This window comes from Streptomyces sp. NPDC056361 (assembly GCF_042262805.1).
Classification (GTDB): Bacteria; Actinomycetota; Actinomycetes; order Streptomycetales; family Streptomycetaceae; genus Streptomyces.
Genome location: NZ_JBHJQI010000004.1, coordinates 78078 through 92992, shown reverse-complemented (window position 1 = coordinate 92992; position 14915 = coordinate 78078). Strand labels below are relative to the sequence as shown.

The 14915-nt window shown below is 74.3% G+C and carries 12 protein-coding genes and 1 pseudogene; 6 read left to right on the top strand and 7 right to left on the bottom strand.

Features of this window, described 5'->3' with window-relative positions; all coding sequences use genetic code 11:
• Positions 1-184 precede the first annotated feature (184 nt).
• Both ACFCY7_RS02420 and ACFCY7_RS02415 read left to right on the top strand, forming a co-directional pair.
• Entirely contained in the window at positions 185-886 is a 702-nt protein-coding gene (locus tag ACFCY7_RS02420) for a GntR family transcriptional regulator (protein WP_376480581.1), read from the top strand.
• 9 nt (positions 887-895) lie between these two features.
• A complete protein-coding gene (locus ACFCY7_RS02415) occupies positions 896-1672 on the top strand; it encodes a hypothetical protein (RefSeq protein ID WP_376480580.1) in 777 nt (258 codons plus the stop codon).
• Here the strand turns inward: ACFCY7_RS02415 and ACFCY7_RS02410 are convergent.
• Entirely contained in the window at positions 1669-2802 is a 1134-nt protein-coding gene (locus tag ACFCY7_RS02410) for a hypothetical protein (RefSeq protein WP_376480579.1), read from the bottom strand. The genes ACFCY7_RS02415 and ACFCY7_RS02410 overlap by 4 nt on opposite strands.
• Complete coding sequence (locus tag ACFCY7_RS02405; protein ID WP_376480578.1) at positions 2799-3731, bottom strand: 5-dehydro-4-deoxyglucarate dehydratase; 933 nt, start codon at positions 3729-3731, stop codon at positions 2799-2801. Before ACFCY7_RS02405 ends, ACFCY7_RS02410 begins: the two co-directional genes overlap by 4 nt.
• Before the next feature lie 229 nt (positions 3732-3960).
• Here ACFCY7_RS02405 and ACFCY7_RS02400 point away from each other — a divergent pair, with 229 nt between their 5' ends.
• Positions 3961-4770: an NAD-dependent epimerase/dehydratase family protein gene (locus ACFCY7_RS02400; RefSeq protein WP_376480577.1), complete on the top strand. Its 810-nt coding sequence runs from the start codon at positions 3961-3963 to the stop codon at positions 4768-4770.
• A 493-nt stretch (positions 4771-5263) separates the two neighbouring features.
• On the opposite strand, the gene ACFCY7_RS02395 is transcribed toward ACFCY7_RS02400, so the two are convergent.
• The gene (locus ACFCY7_RS02395) at positions 5264-6259 is read right to left on the bottom strand and encodes an AraC family transcriptional regulator (RefSeq protein ID WP_376480576.1); all 996 of its coding nucleotides are present in this window, start codon (positions 6257-6259) and stop codon (positions 5264-5266) included.
• A 55-nt stretch (positions 6260-6314) separates the two neighbouring features.
• On the opposite strand from ACFCY7_RS02395, the gene ACFCY7_RS02390 reads away from it, so the two are divergent.
• Positions 6315-6554, top strand: coding sequence for a hypothetical protein (locus tag ACFCY7_RS02390; protein WP_376480575.1), 240 nt, complete (start codon positions 6315-6317; stop codon positions 6552-6554).
• Positions 6555-6590: 36 nt separating this feature from the next.
• On the top strand, positions 6591-7811 hold the full coding sequence (locus tag ACFCY7_RS02385; protein ID WP_376480574.1) for a TerD family protein: 1221 nt from the start codon (positions 6591-6593) through the stop codon (positions 7809-7811).
• A gap of 18 nt (positions 7812-7829) precedes the next feature.
• Here ACFCY7_RS02385 and ACFCY7_RS02380 read toward each other — a convergent pair whose 3' ends face one another.
• The 4 genes and pseudogenes from ACFCY7_RS02380 to ACFCY7_RS02365 form a co-directional block, all read right to left on the bottom strand.
• The gene (locus ACFCY7_RS02380; RefSeq protein WP_376480573.1) at positions 7830-8846 is read right to left on the bottom strand and encodes a 1-aminocyclopropane-1-carboxylate deaminase; all 1017 of its coding nucleotides are present in this window, start codon (positions 8844-8846) and stop codon (positions 7830-7832) included.
• A gap of 236 nt (positions 8847-9082) precedes the next feature.
• Positions 9083-9721 (bottom strand): annotated as a pseudogene (locus ACFCY7_RS02375) (GntR family transcriptional regulator); the annotation flags it as partial.
• A gap of 63 nt (positions 9722-9784) precedes the next feature.
• Entirely contained in the window at positions 9785-11221 is a 1437-nt protein-coding gene (locus tag ACFCY7_RS02370) for an alkaline phosphatase PhoX (RefSeq protein ID WP_376480572.1), read from the bottom strand.
• Between the two features lie 185 nt (positions 11222-11406).
• The gene (locus ACFCY7_RS02365) at positions 11407-12861 is read right to left on the bottom strand and encodes a hypothetical protein (protein WP_376480571.1); all 1455 of its coding nucleotides are present in this window, start codon (positions 12859-12861) and stop codon (positions 11407-11409) included.
• A gap of 210 nt (positions 12862-13071) precedes the next feature.
• Between ACFCY7_RS02365 and ACFCY7_RS02360 the strand changes: the two genes are divergently transcribed.
• Positions 13072-14910: an endonuclease/exonuclease/phosphatase family protein gene (locus ACFCY7_RS02360; protein WP_376480570.1), complete on the top strand. Its 1839-nt coding sequence runs from the start codon at positions 13072-13074 to the stop codon at positions 14908-14910.
• The last annotated feature ends 5 nt before the right edge of the window (positions 14911-14915 follow it).

Sequence of the window (14915 nt, the reverse complement as noted above, 5' to 3'; positions counted from 1 at the left end):
GGTCGCGCTCCGCGTCCACCGTCGTCAGCGAGGCGTACCGCACCGGGTCCCTGCGCCGGATGCGCAGGGCGACGAGGGGAAGGCGCCGGTCCGGACGGCGGCGAGCTGCTCCGCCGACGGGGCCGACGGGGTCTGCGAAGATCGGAGGACCACCGCCCCGCACCTCCCGACTGGAGCCGTCCCCATGACCACGCCCCGCCCCGCCGCCGGCAGCTCCGCCATCGGGGACGGCCACCCGTCCCTGCGCGAGCGCGTGTACGTGGAGCTGCGCGAGCGGATCATCGAGGCGGAGTACCCGGCGGGCACCCGGCTGGTGGAGCGGGAGATCGCCGAGGAGCTGCGGGTCTCCCGGGTGCCGGTGCGCGAGGCGATGCAGCGGCTCGAATCGGAGGGCTTCCTCTCGGTGCGGCCGCGCCGGGGCTCGGTGGTCGCGGACTTCGGCCCGCGCGACGCCGCCCACCTCTTCGACGTCCGGGAGAACCTGGAGGGCCTGGCCGCCCGCCTCGCCGCCCGGCACGCCACTCCCGCGCAACTCCGCGACCTGGAGGGCCTCCTGGCCCGTGCCAGGACGGCGGCCGAGTCCGGGCGCCTGCGCGAGGCGGTCTCCCTCAACGCCGACTTCCACCGGCGGATCGTCGAACTCTCCGGCAACCCGCTCCTGGCCGACCTGATGGCCCCGCTCGACTCCCGCCTGCGCCGCCTCTTCCGGCTCACCTCCGCCCAGTCCGACGGCGAACCGATGTGCGGGGCCCACGAGCGGCTCTACGCGGCGGTCCGCGACCGCGACGAGGACGGCGCCGAGACGCTGGCGCGCGCCCACGTCGCGGACACCCGCGCCTCGACGGAACGCCTGCTGGCCGCCCTGCCGGACGAGGACACCCACTAGCCTGGCCGGATGTCGGACACACGTGCGCACGGCGGCTACCGGACGGGCGGCCTGTGGGCCGCGGCGGGGATCTCGTTCGGCGTGGTGGTGATCGGCTCGGGCGTGGCCGCGTTCGGCATGCTGGAGTACGACGAGCGGTGCATGCAGGGGATGGTCGCGGGTCCCGGTCCGCTGCTGCGGACGCGGAACGAGGCCTTTCCCCCGGCCACGGTCTGCGAGTTCGCGCGCGGGGAGGTCTCCTCGCTCGACGACTGGAGCGTCCTCGGCCCGCTGCTCTGGCTCGCCCTGGCGGTCCTGGTCGTCTGCCTGTTCGCGGCGCTGCTCGCGGAGTGGTTCGAACCGCGCGTCGGCGCCCCCTGGGTGCGGCCGATGTCCCGGGCCGAGAAGCTGAACCGGACGGGAACGGCCCTCTTCGTGACCGGCTCCATGTTCGCGATGCTGTACGCGCTGGCCGGCTGGAAGCTGCTCGCCGGCCCTTCGTCGGCCTGCTCCACGGGCGGCGACTGGGGCGAGAACGCGCCCACGACGGTGGCGTACTCCTTCTTCCCGCCCCAGGCCACCTGCCGCTACACCAGCGGCACGACGTCGCTGCTCACTCCCGAGTGGCTGGCCTCCCTCACCGCGCAGTCCGCCGCCCCCGCCCTGGTCGCGGCGGTCGGCTTCGCGCTCGCGTGGCGACGCCGGCGCGCGGAGCGGCGGACGGCGGACGCGGCCGACCCGGCCGACCGGGCAAACCGGGGAGCCGCCGCCACGGCCCCCGGTCCTGATCCGAAGGAAACGGCCTAGCCGAGCTTCCGCAGCGCCGTGCGCACCGCGTCCAGGTCCTCGTCCGAGGCCAGCCCGGCGTGGTAGAGCCGCAGTTCGGTCGCGCCCGCGTCACGGGCCGAGCCGGCGTCCCGGGCGAGGTGCGCGGGGGCGCCGCCCATGCCGCCGACGACGGAGAGGTTGGCGGCGACGACGGTCTCCGGGCGGGCGTGGGCGGCGAAGGCGGCGACCTTCGGCGGGCGGGCGACGACGCCGTCCGCGAGCCCCAGGACGTGCGCCGGGTCGGTGCCGGCGTCGGCGCCGCAGCGGTACGGGTCGGGGTCGGCGTGCAGCAGGATCCGGAAGCCGGGCGGGGCCGCGGCCCGTACGGCGGCCACGGCGGCCTCCTGGAAGGCGCGGGCCGTCCCGGCGCGGTGGGACCGGGCCGGGGCCTCCAGGGCGCCGAGGCCGCCCGCCGGTCCCGAGCCCGCCCAGACGGGCGCCAGGGCCGCGCGCACGGCGGCGGCCAGCTCGTCGGGGTCGGCGCCACGGTCCCCGTATCCCTGCCGGCAGGCGGGGCAGAAGCAGAGCGACATCAGGTACTGCTCCCGCTCGCCGAGGGCGATCCCGCCGGTCTTGTCGTGGGCGTGCAGGTGCGCGAGGCCGTACCAGCCGCAGGACTCCAGCTCGGTGCCGGCCGCGCCGGGCCGGACGGCGGCCTCGGCCGCCAGGTCGACGAGCAGCGCGCGCACGTCCGGGCGGGCGACGCAGGGGGCCCAGGGGTACCGGTCGGCGTAGGCGTTGACGACGGAGGTCTCCGGATGCTCGGCGCCGAGGCGGGAGTTGTGCGCGAGGACGACCCAGCTGTGCACGTCGAGGCCGGTGCCGGCGAGGGCGTCGGCGGCCCGCCCGTAGGCGTCGCCGGGCGCCCACTCCCCCGCCGGGTACGGGCGCAGCGCGCGGCCGGCCCAGCGGTCGGGGTCCGGCGGGTAGAGCACGGCGGCGTGCTCGGCGGTGACGATCCGGTGGGCGGGGTGCCGGGGGCTCAGCGCCCGGGTGGAGTGGTAGGCGGCGGCGAGGGTGACCTGGGCGAGGCCGAGGCCGGCGAGGAGTCCGGGCGCGGCGGGGTCGCCGTCGACGTCCCACGGGTAGGCGAAGGCGCCCGCCCTCACGCGCCGGCCTCCTTGAGGAGGGCCCGGCCGCGCTCGACGAGCAGGGCGAGTTCGCGGAGGTGTCCGGGTGCGGGCTCGCTCAGCGGCGGCCGTACCGCGCCGACGTCCAGGCCTCCCATCCGCACCGCCGCCTTGACGAGCGAGACGGCGTATCCCCTTCCCTGGTCGCGGAGTTCGACGAGCGGCCGGTAGAAGCCGTCGACGAGCAGGTCGACGGTGGCGTCGTCGCCGGCGGCGAGGGCGCGGTGGAAGGCGAGGGCGAGGTCGGGGGCGAAGCAGAAGACGGCGGAGGAGTAGAGGGTGACGCCGATGGCGCGGTAGGCGGCGCCGGTGAGTTCGGCGGTCGGCAGGCCGTTGAAGTACAGCAGGTCGAGGCCCTCGGCGCGGACGGCGCTGACGATCCGCTGCATGAGGCCGAGGTCGCCGTGGCCGTCCTTGAGGCCGATGACGCCGTCGGTGCGGGCGAGGGCGACGGCGGTGGCGGGGGTGAGGATGGCGTTGTCCCGCTGGTAGACGATGACGTCGAGCGAGGTGGCGGCGGCGAGTTCGGTGTAGTGGCGGAGGAGTCCGGCCTGGTCGGCGACGACGAGGTACGGGGGCATGGCGAGGAGCCCGTCCGCGCCCGCCTCCTCGGCGAGGCGCGCGTACCGGATCGCGAGCGCGGTGCCGTATCCGGTGCCGGCGACGACGGGGACGCGGCCGGCCGCCTCCTCGACGGCGGCGGCGACGCAGTCCCGGAACTCCTCGGGGGCGAGGGCGTGGAACTCGCCGGTGCCGCAGCAGGCGAACACGGCCGCGGCGCCCGCGTCGACGCCGGCGCGGACGTGGGCGCGGAAGGCGTCGAGGTCGACGGAGCCGTCCGGCGCGAAGGCGGTGACGGGGAAGAAGAGCAGGCCGTCGAGCCGGCCGGCGAGCGGGGCAGGGGTCACGGGGGCTCCCAGGGAAGTCCGTCGCACACAGACACGCTGTGCACAGTTCTGACTGTCATCCATATTCTTGAACGATGCCGTGACGCACGCTAGATCAGCCCGGAACACGGGTCAAGGAGAAAGCCCGCCGCACCACCGACCCTTGACGCTCCGTCGGACCGCTCCCTAGCGTGTCCATGGTTGTGAACGACACTCAGCCGCATGGCACTCGACGGAGGAGACCCGCTCCATGGCCGCACCCCGCACCGTCCTGCTCACCGGCGCCGCCGGGGGCGTCGGCACGCTGATGCGGGAGCTGCTGCCCCCGTACGGCTACGACCTCCGCCTCCTGGACGCCGTCCCGGTGCCCGGGGAACCGGACGCGATCGTCGCCGACCTCGCGGACCGCGCGGCGCTGCGCGAGGCGGTCCGGGACGTCGACGCGATCGTGCACCTCGCGGGCATCTCCCTGGAGGCCGACTTCGACAGGATCATGGCCGCCAACATCGCCGGCACCCACCACCTCTACGAGGCCGCCCGCGAGGAGGGCGTCCGGCGCGTGGTCTTCGCCTCCAGCAACCACGCCGTCGGCTTCACCCGGCGCCCGCGCGAGGGCGAACCCCTCGTCCCGGTCGACACCCCGCACCGCCCCGACACCTTCTACGGCCTCTCCAAGTGCTTCGGCGAGGACCTGGCCCAGCTCTACTGGGACCTGCACGGCGTCGAGACCGTCTCCGTCCGCATCGGCTCCTGCTTCCCCGAGCCCACCTCCGTGCGGATGCTCTCGATGTGGCTCAGCCCCGCCGACTGCGCCCGCCTCCTGCACGCCGCGCTCACCGCCCCGGACGTGGCCCACACGGTCGTGTACGGCTCCTCCGCCAACACGCGCGCGTGGTGGGACCTCGGCACGGCCCGCGCGCTCGGCTTCGATCCGCGGGACGACTCGGAGGCGTACGCGGAGAAGCTCGTCGCCGACAAGGGCGTCCCGCCGGAGGGCAGCGCCGACGACCTCTACCTGGGCGGCCACTTCTGCGTGGACCCGCCCCGCTGGCCGCACTGAGCGACCGGGGGCGGGCCCACGGGGCACCGACCGGGGGGACGGGGGTGCGGTGATACGCAGGACCCGGCCGGACTGATACGGGGGAGCCGGCCGGGGCCCGGGTCACGGCGCGCGCTGGCAGACCGGACCTCCTCACCGTAGGCCCGGGCGAAGATCATCGCGAGCCGCGGAACGCGACGCCTGTCCGGAATGCGCGACGAGTCGACGCACGGAGGCGAGCACCCGGCGCACGCCCGGCGCACGACACGCCCCCGAGCCCGCCCGCACGCGCCCGGCGTGCCGACCCGAACTCTGGCTTGAAACCCCGACTCCGGACCCGACCCGGCCCCGGCCCGACCTCGGCCCGGACCCCGGTCAGCGGCGACCCGCCGATCCGGCCCCGGCCTGGACTCGGTGAGCGGCGGCCCGCCGACCCGGCCCCGGCCTGGACCCGGTGAGCGGGCGGGACGCTGCCCCGCCCCCGGACCCGACCCGGCCCCGGCCCGGAACCCGGTCAGCGGGCCGCCCGGAGCGTCCGGGACGGCGACTCCCCGAACTTCTCGCGGTAGCGCGCCGCGAACCGGCCCTGGTGGGCGAAGCCCCAGCGCCAGGCCACCTCGCTCACGCTCACCTCGTCCGGGCCCGCGGCCCGCAGCTCCTCCCGCACCCGGTCGAGGCGCACCTCCCGCACGTACGCCATCGGCGACATCCCCACGTACTCCCGGAAGGACTCCTGGAGGCGTCGCACGCTCACCCGGGACAGCGCCGCGAGCTCGGTGCTGGTGAACGGGTGCTCGGGGCGCTCCCGCACCGCGTCCATCGCCCGCTTCACCGGCGCAGGGCGGCGCGGCTCCGCGGGGTGGGCGAGGGCCTCACGCCAGGGATGGTCGGCGGCCAGGAGCAGCCCGTTCAGCAGGGCCTCCTGCAAGGGTCGGGCCACCAGTTCGTGCCGGGCGAGCCCGTCCCCGGCGAGCGTCTCCGCGGCGACCTGCCGGGCGAAGCGCACCCAGCTCAGACCGGGGCCGCGCGTGATGTCCAGCCGGGGCGCGAAGGCCAGCGGGCCGCCCGGCGGACGGCCGGTCAGCTCCCCCAGCCGGTCGCGCAGCGCGGCCGCCCCCACCTTCACCGACAGGGTCCGGCAGTCGCCGCTCCAGCGGTCGAGGAAGGTGTCCCCCGCCGGATCGAGCAGCAGCGCCTCGGCCTGCGTCGCGACGATCGTGGGGCCGCCGCCCTGGCGCATCTCCATCGTCCCGCTCAGCGGCGCGTTCAGGTGGTAGGCGCCGAGCTCGCCGAAGCTCATCCGCACGTCGGCGCCGCAGCTCAGGTCGCCGATGACCAGCGGCCCGAGCACGACGGTGTCGAAGCGGGCCGCGAAGGGCCGCCGCTCCCCGTCGAGCACGTCCATCCGGTTCGCGTAGTAGCGGGCGTCGAGCTCCACGCGCGCCTCGTCCACGTCCCCCGTACGGAACGAACTCCCACCCACCGCACCCGCGGACCGCACTGCACCCATGGACCGAAAGAATATTCATATGACGGATCTGACCGGGAACGGCAGGATGCGCGGCATGCCACGACCTCAGGGATTCGCGTACGAGCAACGCCGCGACGGCACCGTCGTCCTCACCCACCAGGGGCGCGCCGCGGGCGTGCTGCGCGGCGGGCGGGCCGAGAAGTTCCTCGCGGAGGTGGAGGCCGGCGACGCCCAGCTGGTCATGGCCCGCTGGACGGGCTCGTACCGCTTCGGCAACGAACGGCAGGCCAGGAACCATCCGCGTAACCAGGGTGGCCGAACCCGGCGCGGGTAAGGGAACGGCAAAGGGGCTCGGATCGTTAGCCCTGGCATGACCGCTATGACCCCCGGCTCGAACATCCCTCTCACCGCCGCGCGCGTGGCGGTGGACGTCGCCGCCCCGGTGCGGCTCGACGTCTCGGGCCTGCTGCTCGGCGCCGACGGCAAGGTCCGCTCGGACGACGACTTCATCTTCTACAACCAGCCGGCCGGGCCCGGCGTCACCTACCGCTCCGGCGGCGGGACCGCGCCCGACGCCATCCTGGTGGACACCGGCGCCCTCCCGGCCGGCATCGAGCGGATCGTCGTCACGGCGAGCCCCGACGCCGCCGGCCAGACCTTCCAGGGCATCGAGCCCACGGCGACCCTGCGCAACGCGGACGACGGCAGCGTCCTCGCCACCTTCACGCCGCCGCGCCTGGCCACCGAGACGGCCCTGGTGGTCGTCGAGATCTACCTGCGCAACGGCGCCTGGAAGGCCCGCGCCGTGGGCCAGGGATACGCGAACGGCCTGGCCGGCATCGCGACCGACTTCGGCGTCTCGGTGGACGACGAGCCGGCCGCCGCCCCGGCACCGGCCGCCGTCGCGCCGCCGGCCCCGCCCGCGCCGGCCGCCGCCCCGGTGGACCCGCGGCTCGCCGCCCCGCCGGCGCCGCCCGCTCCCCCCGCCGCCCCGGCCGCCCCCGTCTCCACCGGCAAGATCAACCTCGACAAGGGCCGGGTCAGCCTCCAGAAGAACCAGACGGTGTCCCTGGTCAAGGGCGGCCGCCCGCTGCTGTCCCAGGTCAAGATGGGCCTCGGCTGGGAGCCCGCCTACCGGGGCAAGGACATCGACCTGGACGCCTCCGTCATCGCGTACGGCCCGCAGCGCAACCACCTGGACAGCTGCTACTTCGGCAAGCTGTCCATCCTGGGCGGCTCGGTGAAGCACTCCGGCGACAACCTCACCGGCGAGGGCGCGGGCGACGACGAGGTCATCGTCGTCGACCTGGGCCGGCTGCCGGCCGACGCCACCGGCCTGGTCTTCACGGTCAACTCCTTCTCCGGCCAGAAGTTCACCGAGGTCGCCAAGGCCTACTGCCGGCTGATCGACGCGGCGACCGGCGAGGAGCTGGTCCGCTTCGACCTCACGACCGCCGAGCCGCAGACCGGCGTGATGATGGCCAAGCTGATCAAGCAGTTCTCCGGCGAGTGGGAGATGACGGCGATGGGCGAGTTCGTGAAGTCCCGCACCGTCCGCGGCATGGTGAAGCCGGCCGCCCAGGCACTCTGAGCGACCGGCCGGGGACCCCTAGAACAGGGCGCTGTAGGCGTTGAGGGCGGGCTGGCCTCCCAGGTGGGCGTAGAGCACGGTCGAGTCCCGGCCGATCTCTCCCCGGTCCACCAGGTCGACCAGCCCCGCCATCGACTTCCCCTCGTAGACGGGGTCCGTGACCATGCCCTCGGTGCGGGCGGCGAGCCGCATCGCGTCGAGGGTGGCCTCGTCCGGGATGCCGTACACCCCGCCGTGGTAGCGCTCGTCCAGCTCGACGTCGGCCGCCGTCACCTCGCGCTCGACGCCGATGAGGGCGGCGGTGTTCCGGGCGATCCGGGTGATCTGCTCATGGGTCGGTCCGGGCTTCGCGGAGGCGTCGACGCCGATGATCCGGCGGGCCGGGCCGCCCTCCTCGGCGAGCGCGGCGAAGCCCGCGACCATGCCGGCCTGGGTGGAGCCGGTCACCGAGCAGACGACGACCGTGTCGAAGAGGACGCCGAGCGCGCGCTCCTGCTCGGCCACCTCGTACGCCCAGTTCGCGAAGCCGAGGCCGCCGAGCGGGTGGTCGGAGGCGCCGGCCGGGATCGCGTACGGCTTCCCGCCGCCCTCCTCGACCTCCCGCAGCGCCTGCTCCCAGCTCTCCTTGAAGCCGATGCCGAAACCGGCCTTCACCAGGCGCACGTCGGCGCCGGCGAGGCGGCTGATGAGGATGTTGCCGACCTTGTCGTAGACCGCGTCGGGCCAGTCGACCCAGCTCTCCTGGACGAGGACGCACTTCAGGCCGGCCCGCGCCGCGACGGCCGCGACCTGGCGGGTGTGGTTGGACTGGACACCGCCGATGGAGACGAGGGTGTCGCAGCCCTGCGCGAGCGCGTCGGCGACCAGGTACTCCAGCTTGCGCGTCTTGTTCCCGCCGTACGCCACCCCCGAGTTGCAGTCCTCCCGCTTGGCCCACAGCGTGGCGCCCCCGAGGTGATGCGTGAGCCGCTCCAGGGGATGGACCGGCGACGGCCCGAAGAGGAGCGGATAGCGGTCGAAATCGGTGATCGGCAAAGCGGCTCCCGGTGGGTGACGGCGACGGATCGGCGGTCCGGGACGCGCTACGGACGTCCGGACGGTACGGGCGGCGCGGGGATCCCGGCGGGCTCGGCGCCCTCGACGCGACCGGACGCGGAGCTCTCGGCAGGCGCCGGGCACTCGACCCGACCGGACGCGGAGCTCTCGGCAGGCGTCGGGCCCTCGGTGGGCGGCGCGGGGATGCCGGTGACCTCGGCGACCTCGATGGCGTCGTCGGCGAGCTGTTCGAGGGCCGCCCAGATCTCCGTGGTGACCCGGACCGCCTCCTCCGCGTCGCCGGCCGCGCACGCCTCGATGAGCCGGGCGTGCAGTTCGGCCGAGCCGCAGCTCCCGGCGTCGCCGAAGAGCCTCCGCTCGACGCGGCGGATGAGCGGGGTGTACCGCGCGATGGTGGCGGCCGCGGCGTGGTTGCCGCTGGCGACGACGAGGACCTCGTGCAGCTCGTCGTCGGCGCTGAGGGCGGCCTCCACGTCGGAGACGCGGACGGCGGCGGCGAAGCGCTCGTTGGCCTCGCGCATCGCCCGGATGCCCTCGGGGCCGAGGAGGGGCACGCCGGTCCTGGCGGCGAGTTCGTGCATCACCCGGACCACCGAGGCGGCGTCCCGGACGACCCGGCTGACCGGCCGGGTGACGCGGGTGTAGCTCTGCGGCTTGGACTCGACGAGTCCCTCGTCGCCGAGCCGGGCCAGGGCCTCGCGCACGGGTGCGCGCGAGAGCCCGAGCCGCTCGGCGAGATCGGCGTCCTTGAGCGGGGCGCCGGGTGCGAGTTCGCCGCGCACGATGGCCTCGCGCAGCGCCTCGTACGCCCGGTCACGCAGCAGGGTCCGGCCCACGGGCCTCAGTGCGTCCATGGGTTGACATGTTAGATGTCAACCCATGGCACCGACCAGGGATCAGTTTCGGCCCGGGGGCGTTCAGCCGCGGGGCTGGCGGCGCCAGGGACCGGTGATCGCCACCATGATGCCCGGGTCCTGGATGTTGGCGAACAGCGTGTCACCGTCGGGCGAGAAGGTCACACCGGTGAACTCGCTGTCGTTGAAGTCGTTCCGGGCGATCGGGTACGTCCGGCCGGAGTCCGTGGCGCCGAAGAGGTGCTGGACCCCCTCGCCGTCCTCGGCGATGACGAGCCCGCCGTACGGCGAGACGGTGATGTTGTCGGGGCCGTCGAACGCGCCGTCCTCACCGGGGGCCGCGTTCACCCCGAGCAGCACCTTGAGGGTGAGGGTGCGGCGCTTGGGGTCGTAGAACCAGACCTGGCCGTCGTGCGCGGCGCCCGGGCTCTCCTCGCGCGCGTAGGAGGAGACGACGTAGGTGCCGCCGTCCGCCCACCACATGCCCTCCAGCTTGCGGGCGCGGGTGACCTGGCCGTCCGCGAACTGCTTGCGGACGGCGGTGGTGCGGCCGTCGCGGTCGGGGACGTCGACCCAGTCCACGCCGTAGACGGTGCCGATCCGGGTGGCCCGGGAGAGGTCGTCCACGAACCGGCCCGCGGAGTCGGTGCACTTGAAGGCCTGGAGCACACCGGCGTCGTCGGCGAGGGTGCGGAGCTTCCCGCGGCCGTGCTCGAAGCCCGCCGGCGGCGTCCAGCGGAACAGCAGTCCGTTGGGGTTGGAGGCGTCCTCGGTGAGGTAGGCGTGGCCGCGCTTGGGGTCGACGACGACGGCCTCGTGGTCGTAGCGGCCGAAGGCCTTGACCGGCTTGGGGTCGAGGTTGGCGCGGCGGTCGCGCGGGTCGACCTCGAAGATGTAGCCGTGGTCCTTGGTCATGCCGTTGACGCCGGCGCGGTCGGAGTTCTCCTCGCCGGTCAGCCAGGTGCCCCAGGCGGTGCGGCCGCCCGCGCAGTTGGTGGAGGTGCCGGCCACGCCGACCCACTCGGCGACGGTGCCGTCGCGGTGCACCTCGACGACCGTGCAGCCACCGGCGGCGGCCGGGTCGTAGACGAGGCCCTCGACGAGCGGCACGGGGTGGGCCCACTTGGCGCGGGGGCCCTTGAGCTCGTGGTTGTTGACCAGGTACGTGCTGCCGCGCGGGCCGGCGAAGGCGGCCGTGCCGTCGTGGTTGGACGGGGTGAACTCACCGCTCTCCAGGCGGGTCACGCCGCTGTGGGTGACGACGCGGTAGGAGAACCCGGCGGGCAGGGCGAGCATGCCCTCGGGGTCGGCTTCGAGCGGCCCGTACCCGAGCGCGTGACCGTGACCGTGGCCGTGGCCGTGGCCGGCACCGTACGCCTCCGGCTCGTCGGACGCGAGCGCCTCGGGCGCGGTGGCGAGAGCCCCGACGACACCGGTGAGGGCGAGGCCCGCGCCGGCGGCGGCGGACTGCTTGGTGAACTCTCTGCGGTTGAGGGGCATGGCGTGGCGTCTCCCTGTGGTGGCCTGATCTCGCGGGCCACCCTTGCGCGCCCCCGCGAACGGCGGCTGAACGCCACGGGAACACCGGCCCCGCGCCTCACACCACGGGACCACCGTCCGCCGGTCTCACGCGGCGGGTGCCACCGGGTGCGCGACGGCCGCGCCGCCGCGCACCCGGCACCGTGTCAGGAGCCCGACCGGGAGCGGGCCTTGAAGGCGGCCTTGCGGGCGTCCTTGGCGGCGGCCTTGTCCGGGTGCAGGCGCCCCATCGCCTCCAGGACCTCCGCGGTCGCCGGGTGCTCGACCCGCCAGGCGGTCTCGAAGAAGCCGCTGTGGCGTCCGGTCAGCCCCTCGATCAGCTCCTGGAGCTCCTCCAGGTCGCCGTCCGCGCCGAGTTGGGCCGCGATCGTGTCGATGGCCAGCCAGAAGATCATCGTCTCGGAGGGCGCGGGCACGTCCGCCGCGCCCCGCTCGGCCAGCCAGACCCGGGCGAGGCCGCCGAGTTCCGGATCGTCGAGCACCTCCCGCACCGCGGGCTCCGCCTCGGCGCCCACCAGGGAGAGCGTCTGCTGGCAGTGCAGGCGGCGGAGCGGCGAGCCGGCGTCCGCGCCCCGGGCGGCGGCGAGCAGCTCGCGGGCGGCGGTGAGCGCGTCGCGGCCGGCCAGCCAGGCGGCGGTCTCCTCGCGGGCGGCGCCCTCCGGGTAGCCGGCGATGCCGTCGAGGAGCGCGTCGGCTCCCTTCTCGGCGAGGTCGCCGACGGCGGGCGCGTCCACGCCGGCCTCCAGCATGCGGGCCCGGACGCCGTAGAGGCCGAGCGGGGTGAGCCGCACCATGCCGTACCGGGAGACGTCCTCGTCGTCGACCGGCGGGGCGGGCTCCTCGCCCTCCTCGGCCATCAGGGCCTCGTCGACGGGCTGGTACTCGACGAGCCCGATCGGCTCCAGGAGCCGGAACTGCTCGTCGAGCCGCATCATCGCGTCGGAGACCTGCTCCAGGACGTCGTCGGTCGGTTCGCCCATGTCGTCGGGGACGACCATGGACGCGGCGAGCGCGGGCAGCGGCACCGGGCCCTCGCCGGCGCCGCCCTCGCTGACGGTCAGCAGGTAGAGGTTGCCGAGGACGCCCTCCAGGAAGTCGGCCTCCACCTCGGGGTCCCAGTCCAGCGCCTCGAAGTCGATCTCGCCGTCGTCGCCGACGACCGCGTCGAGGTCGTCGAGGACGGGGGCGACGGCGTCGGCGAAGACCGCGTCGAAGCCGTCCAGCCAGAGCGCGAGGACGTCCTGCGGCGAACCGCCGGTGACGAGCGCCAGGTTCTCGCCGGCGGCGGCGCGCCCGGCGGTCGCCCCCTCCGCGTCCTCCTCGCCGTCCTCGACGTCGACGAGACCGGTGTCGACCGCGAGCCGCCAGGCGTCGCCGGCCAGGATCCCGGCGTCCTCCTCGCCGGTGAGGCCCAGGAGCTCGACGGCCTCGGGGAGCTGCTCGTCGACGAGTTCGCCGCCGGCGTCGACCCGGGTGTCGGGCCCGGCCCAGCGGGCGAGCCGCACGGCCTGGACGAGGAGGGGGGCGGCCAGGGCGTCCCGCGCCAGCTCCGCGTCCGCACGGAGCCGAACGGGGGGAAGGGTGGGGTGCTCCGCTGACATCTGGGGGGTCTCCTCGACGCGTGCGTGGGTGAAGGCGAAAGGGCTCAAAGAGCGGTCCTCAGCGTAGACGCATCCGGGGCGCCGTCCGCCGGTTCACGGATCCGTCAGCCTTCGTACACCCGTCGACTCTTGACAAGTCCACCGCTCTCGCAAGAGATTGACGCGCGTAGATCTTTCTGCCGATCGTCCAAGCACCCTCGGAGTCCTCTGATGTCTTCCTCCATACCGAGATCCGCCGCGGTCTCCGCCGTCGTCGCCGCCGCCCTCGCCGCCGGTCTGCTCGCGAGCTCGTCGAGCGCCGCCGCCGAGGACGCCGCCGCCGGCGTCCGCATCCACGACATCCAGGGCACGACGCGCGTCTCGCCTCTCGTCGGCAAGCAGGTCGCGGGCGTCACGGGCATCGTCACCGGCGTCCGCACGTACGGCTCGCGCGGCTTCTGGATCCAGGACCCCGAGGCCGACGCGGACCCGGCGACCAGTGAGGGCGTCTTCGTCTTCACCAGTTCCGTCCCGACCGTCGCCGTCGGCGACGCGGTCAGCGTGAACGGCACGGTCACGGAGTACGTCCCCGGCGGTCTGAACTCCGGGAACCAGTCGCTGACCCAGATCTCCAAGCCGGTCGTCACGGTCGTCTCGAAGGGCAACGCCGTCCCGGCCCCCGTCACGATCTCGCCCTGGTCGGTCCCCGACGAGTACGCGCCCGAGGGCGACCCGGCCGCGGGCGGCTCGATCAACGGCCTGACGCTGGACCCCGAGACGTACGCCCTGGACTACTACGAGTCCCTGGAGGGCACCAACGTCCGGATCGGCTCCTCGCGGGTGGTCGGCGCCACCGACCCGTACGCGGAGCTCTGGGTGACGGTGAAGCCCTGGGAGAACGACAACCGCCGCGGCGGCACGGTCTACGGCTCGTACGAGTCGCAGAACACCGGCCGGCTCCAGATCCAGTCGCTGACCCCGCTCGCCCAGCAGCCGTTCCCCAAGGCGAACGTCGGCGACCGGCTGACCGGCACCACCGAGGGCCCGCTCGACTTCAACCAGTTCGGCGGCTACACGCTGACGGCCCGCACCCTGGGCACGGTCGTCGACGAGGGCCTGGAGCGCGAGAGCACGGACAAGCAGCACAAGAACGAGCTGGCCGTGGCGACGTACAACGTCGAGAACCTCGACCCGACCGACCCGCAGAAGAAGTTCGACGCGCTCGCGAAGGCGGTCGTCGACAACCTGGCCTCGCCCGACATCGTCGCCCTGGAGGAGATCCAGGACAACAACGGCGCCAAGAACGACGGCACGGTCGCCGCCGACGTGACGGTGAAGAAGTTCACCGACGCGATCGTGGCCGCCGGCGGCCCGGCGTACGAGTGGCGCTCGATCGACCCGGAGAACGGCAAGGACGGCGGCGAGCCCGGCGGCAACATCCGTCAGGTCTTCCTCTTCAACCCCGAGCGGGTCTCCTTCACGGACCGCGCGGGCGGCGACGCGACCACCGCCACCGCCGTGACGGGCACCAAGGGCCGCGCCGCGCTGACCCTCTCCCCCGGCCGCATCGACCCGGCGAACGCCGCCTGGGACGCCAGCCGCAAGCCGCTCGCGGGCGAGTTCGTCTTCCGCGGCCGTACGGTCTTCGTGATCGCCAACCACTTCGGTTCGAAGGGCGGCGACGAGTCCATCGTCTCGCACCACCAGCCGCCGAACCGCTCCTCCGAGGCGAAGCGACTCCTCCAGGCGCAGGCCGTCAACGCCTTCGTGAAGGACATCGTCGCGGTCGAGAAGCAGGCGGACGTCCTCGTCGTCGGCGACATCAACGACTTCGAGTTCTCCGGGACGACGCAGGCGCTGACCGACGGCGGCGCGCTGTACCCGGCCGTGAAGTCGCTGCCCCTCAGCGAGCGCTACTCGTACGTCTACCAGGGCAACAGCCAGGTCCTCGACCAGATCCTGACGAGCCCGGGCGTGCACCACTTCGAGTACGACAGCGTGCACATCAACGCCGAGTTCGCCGACCAGGACAGCGACCACGACCCGCAGGTCCTGCGCTTCCGTCCCTGACGGCC

Coding starts and splice junctions, on each gene's coding strand:
- ACFCY7_RS02420 (WP_376480581.1), top strand. CDS start 185: ATGACCACGCCCCGCCCCGCCGCCGGCAGCTCCGCCATCGGGGACGGC.
- ACFCY7_RS02415 (WP_376480580.1), top strand. CDS start 896: ATGTCGGACACACGTGCGCACGGCGGCTACCGGACGGGCGGCCTGTGG.
- ACFCY7_RS02400 (WP_376480577.1), top strand. CDS start 3,961: ATGGCCGCACCCCGCACCGTCCTGCTCACCGGCGCCGCCGGGGGCGTC.
- ACFCY7_RS02395 (WP_376480576.1), bottom strand. CDS start 6,259: ATGGGTGCAGTGCGGTCCGCGGGTGCGGTGGGTGGGAGTTCGTTCCGT.
- ACFCY7_RS02390 (WP_376480575.1), top strand. CDS start 6,315: ATGCCACGACCTCAGGGATTCGCGTACGAGCAACGCCGCGACGGCACC.
- ACFCY7_RS02385 (WP_376480574.1), top strand. CDS start 6,591: ATGACCGCTATGACCCCCGGCTCGAACATCCCTCTCACCGCCGCGCGC.
- ACFCY7_RS02370 (WP_376480572.1), bottom strand. CDS start 11,221: ATGCCCCTCAACCGCAGAGAGTTCACCAAGCAGTCCGCCGCCGCCGGC.
- ACFCY7_RS02365 (WP_376480571.1), bottom strand. CDS start 12,861: ATGTCAGCGGAGCACCCCACCCTTCCCCCCGTTCGGCTCCGTGCGGAC.
- ACFCY7_RS02360 (WP_376480570.1), top strand. CDS start 13,072: ATGTCTTCCTCCATACCGAGATCCGCCGCGGTCTCCGCCGTCGTCGCC.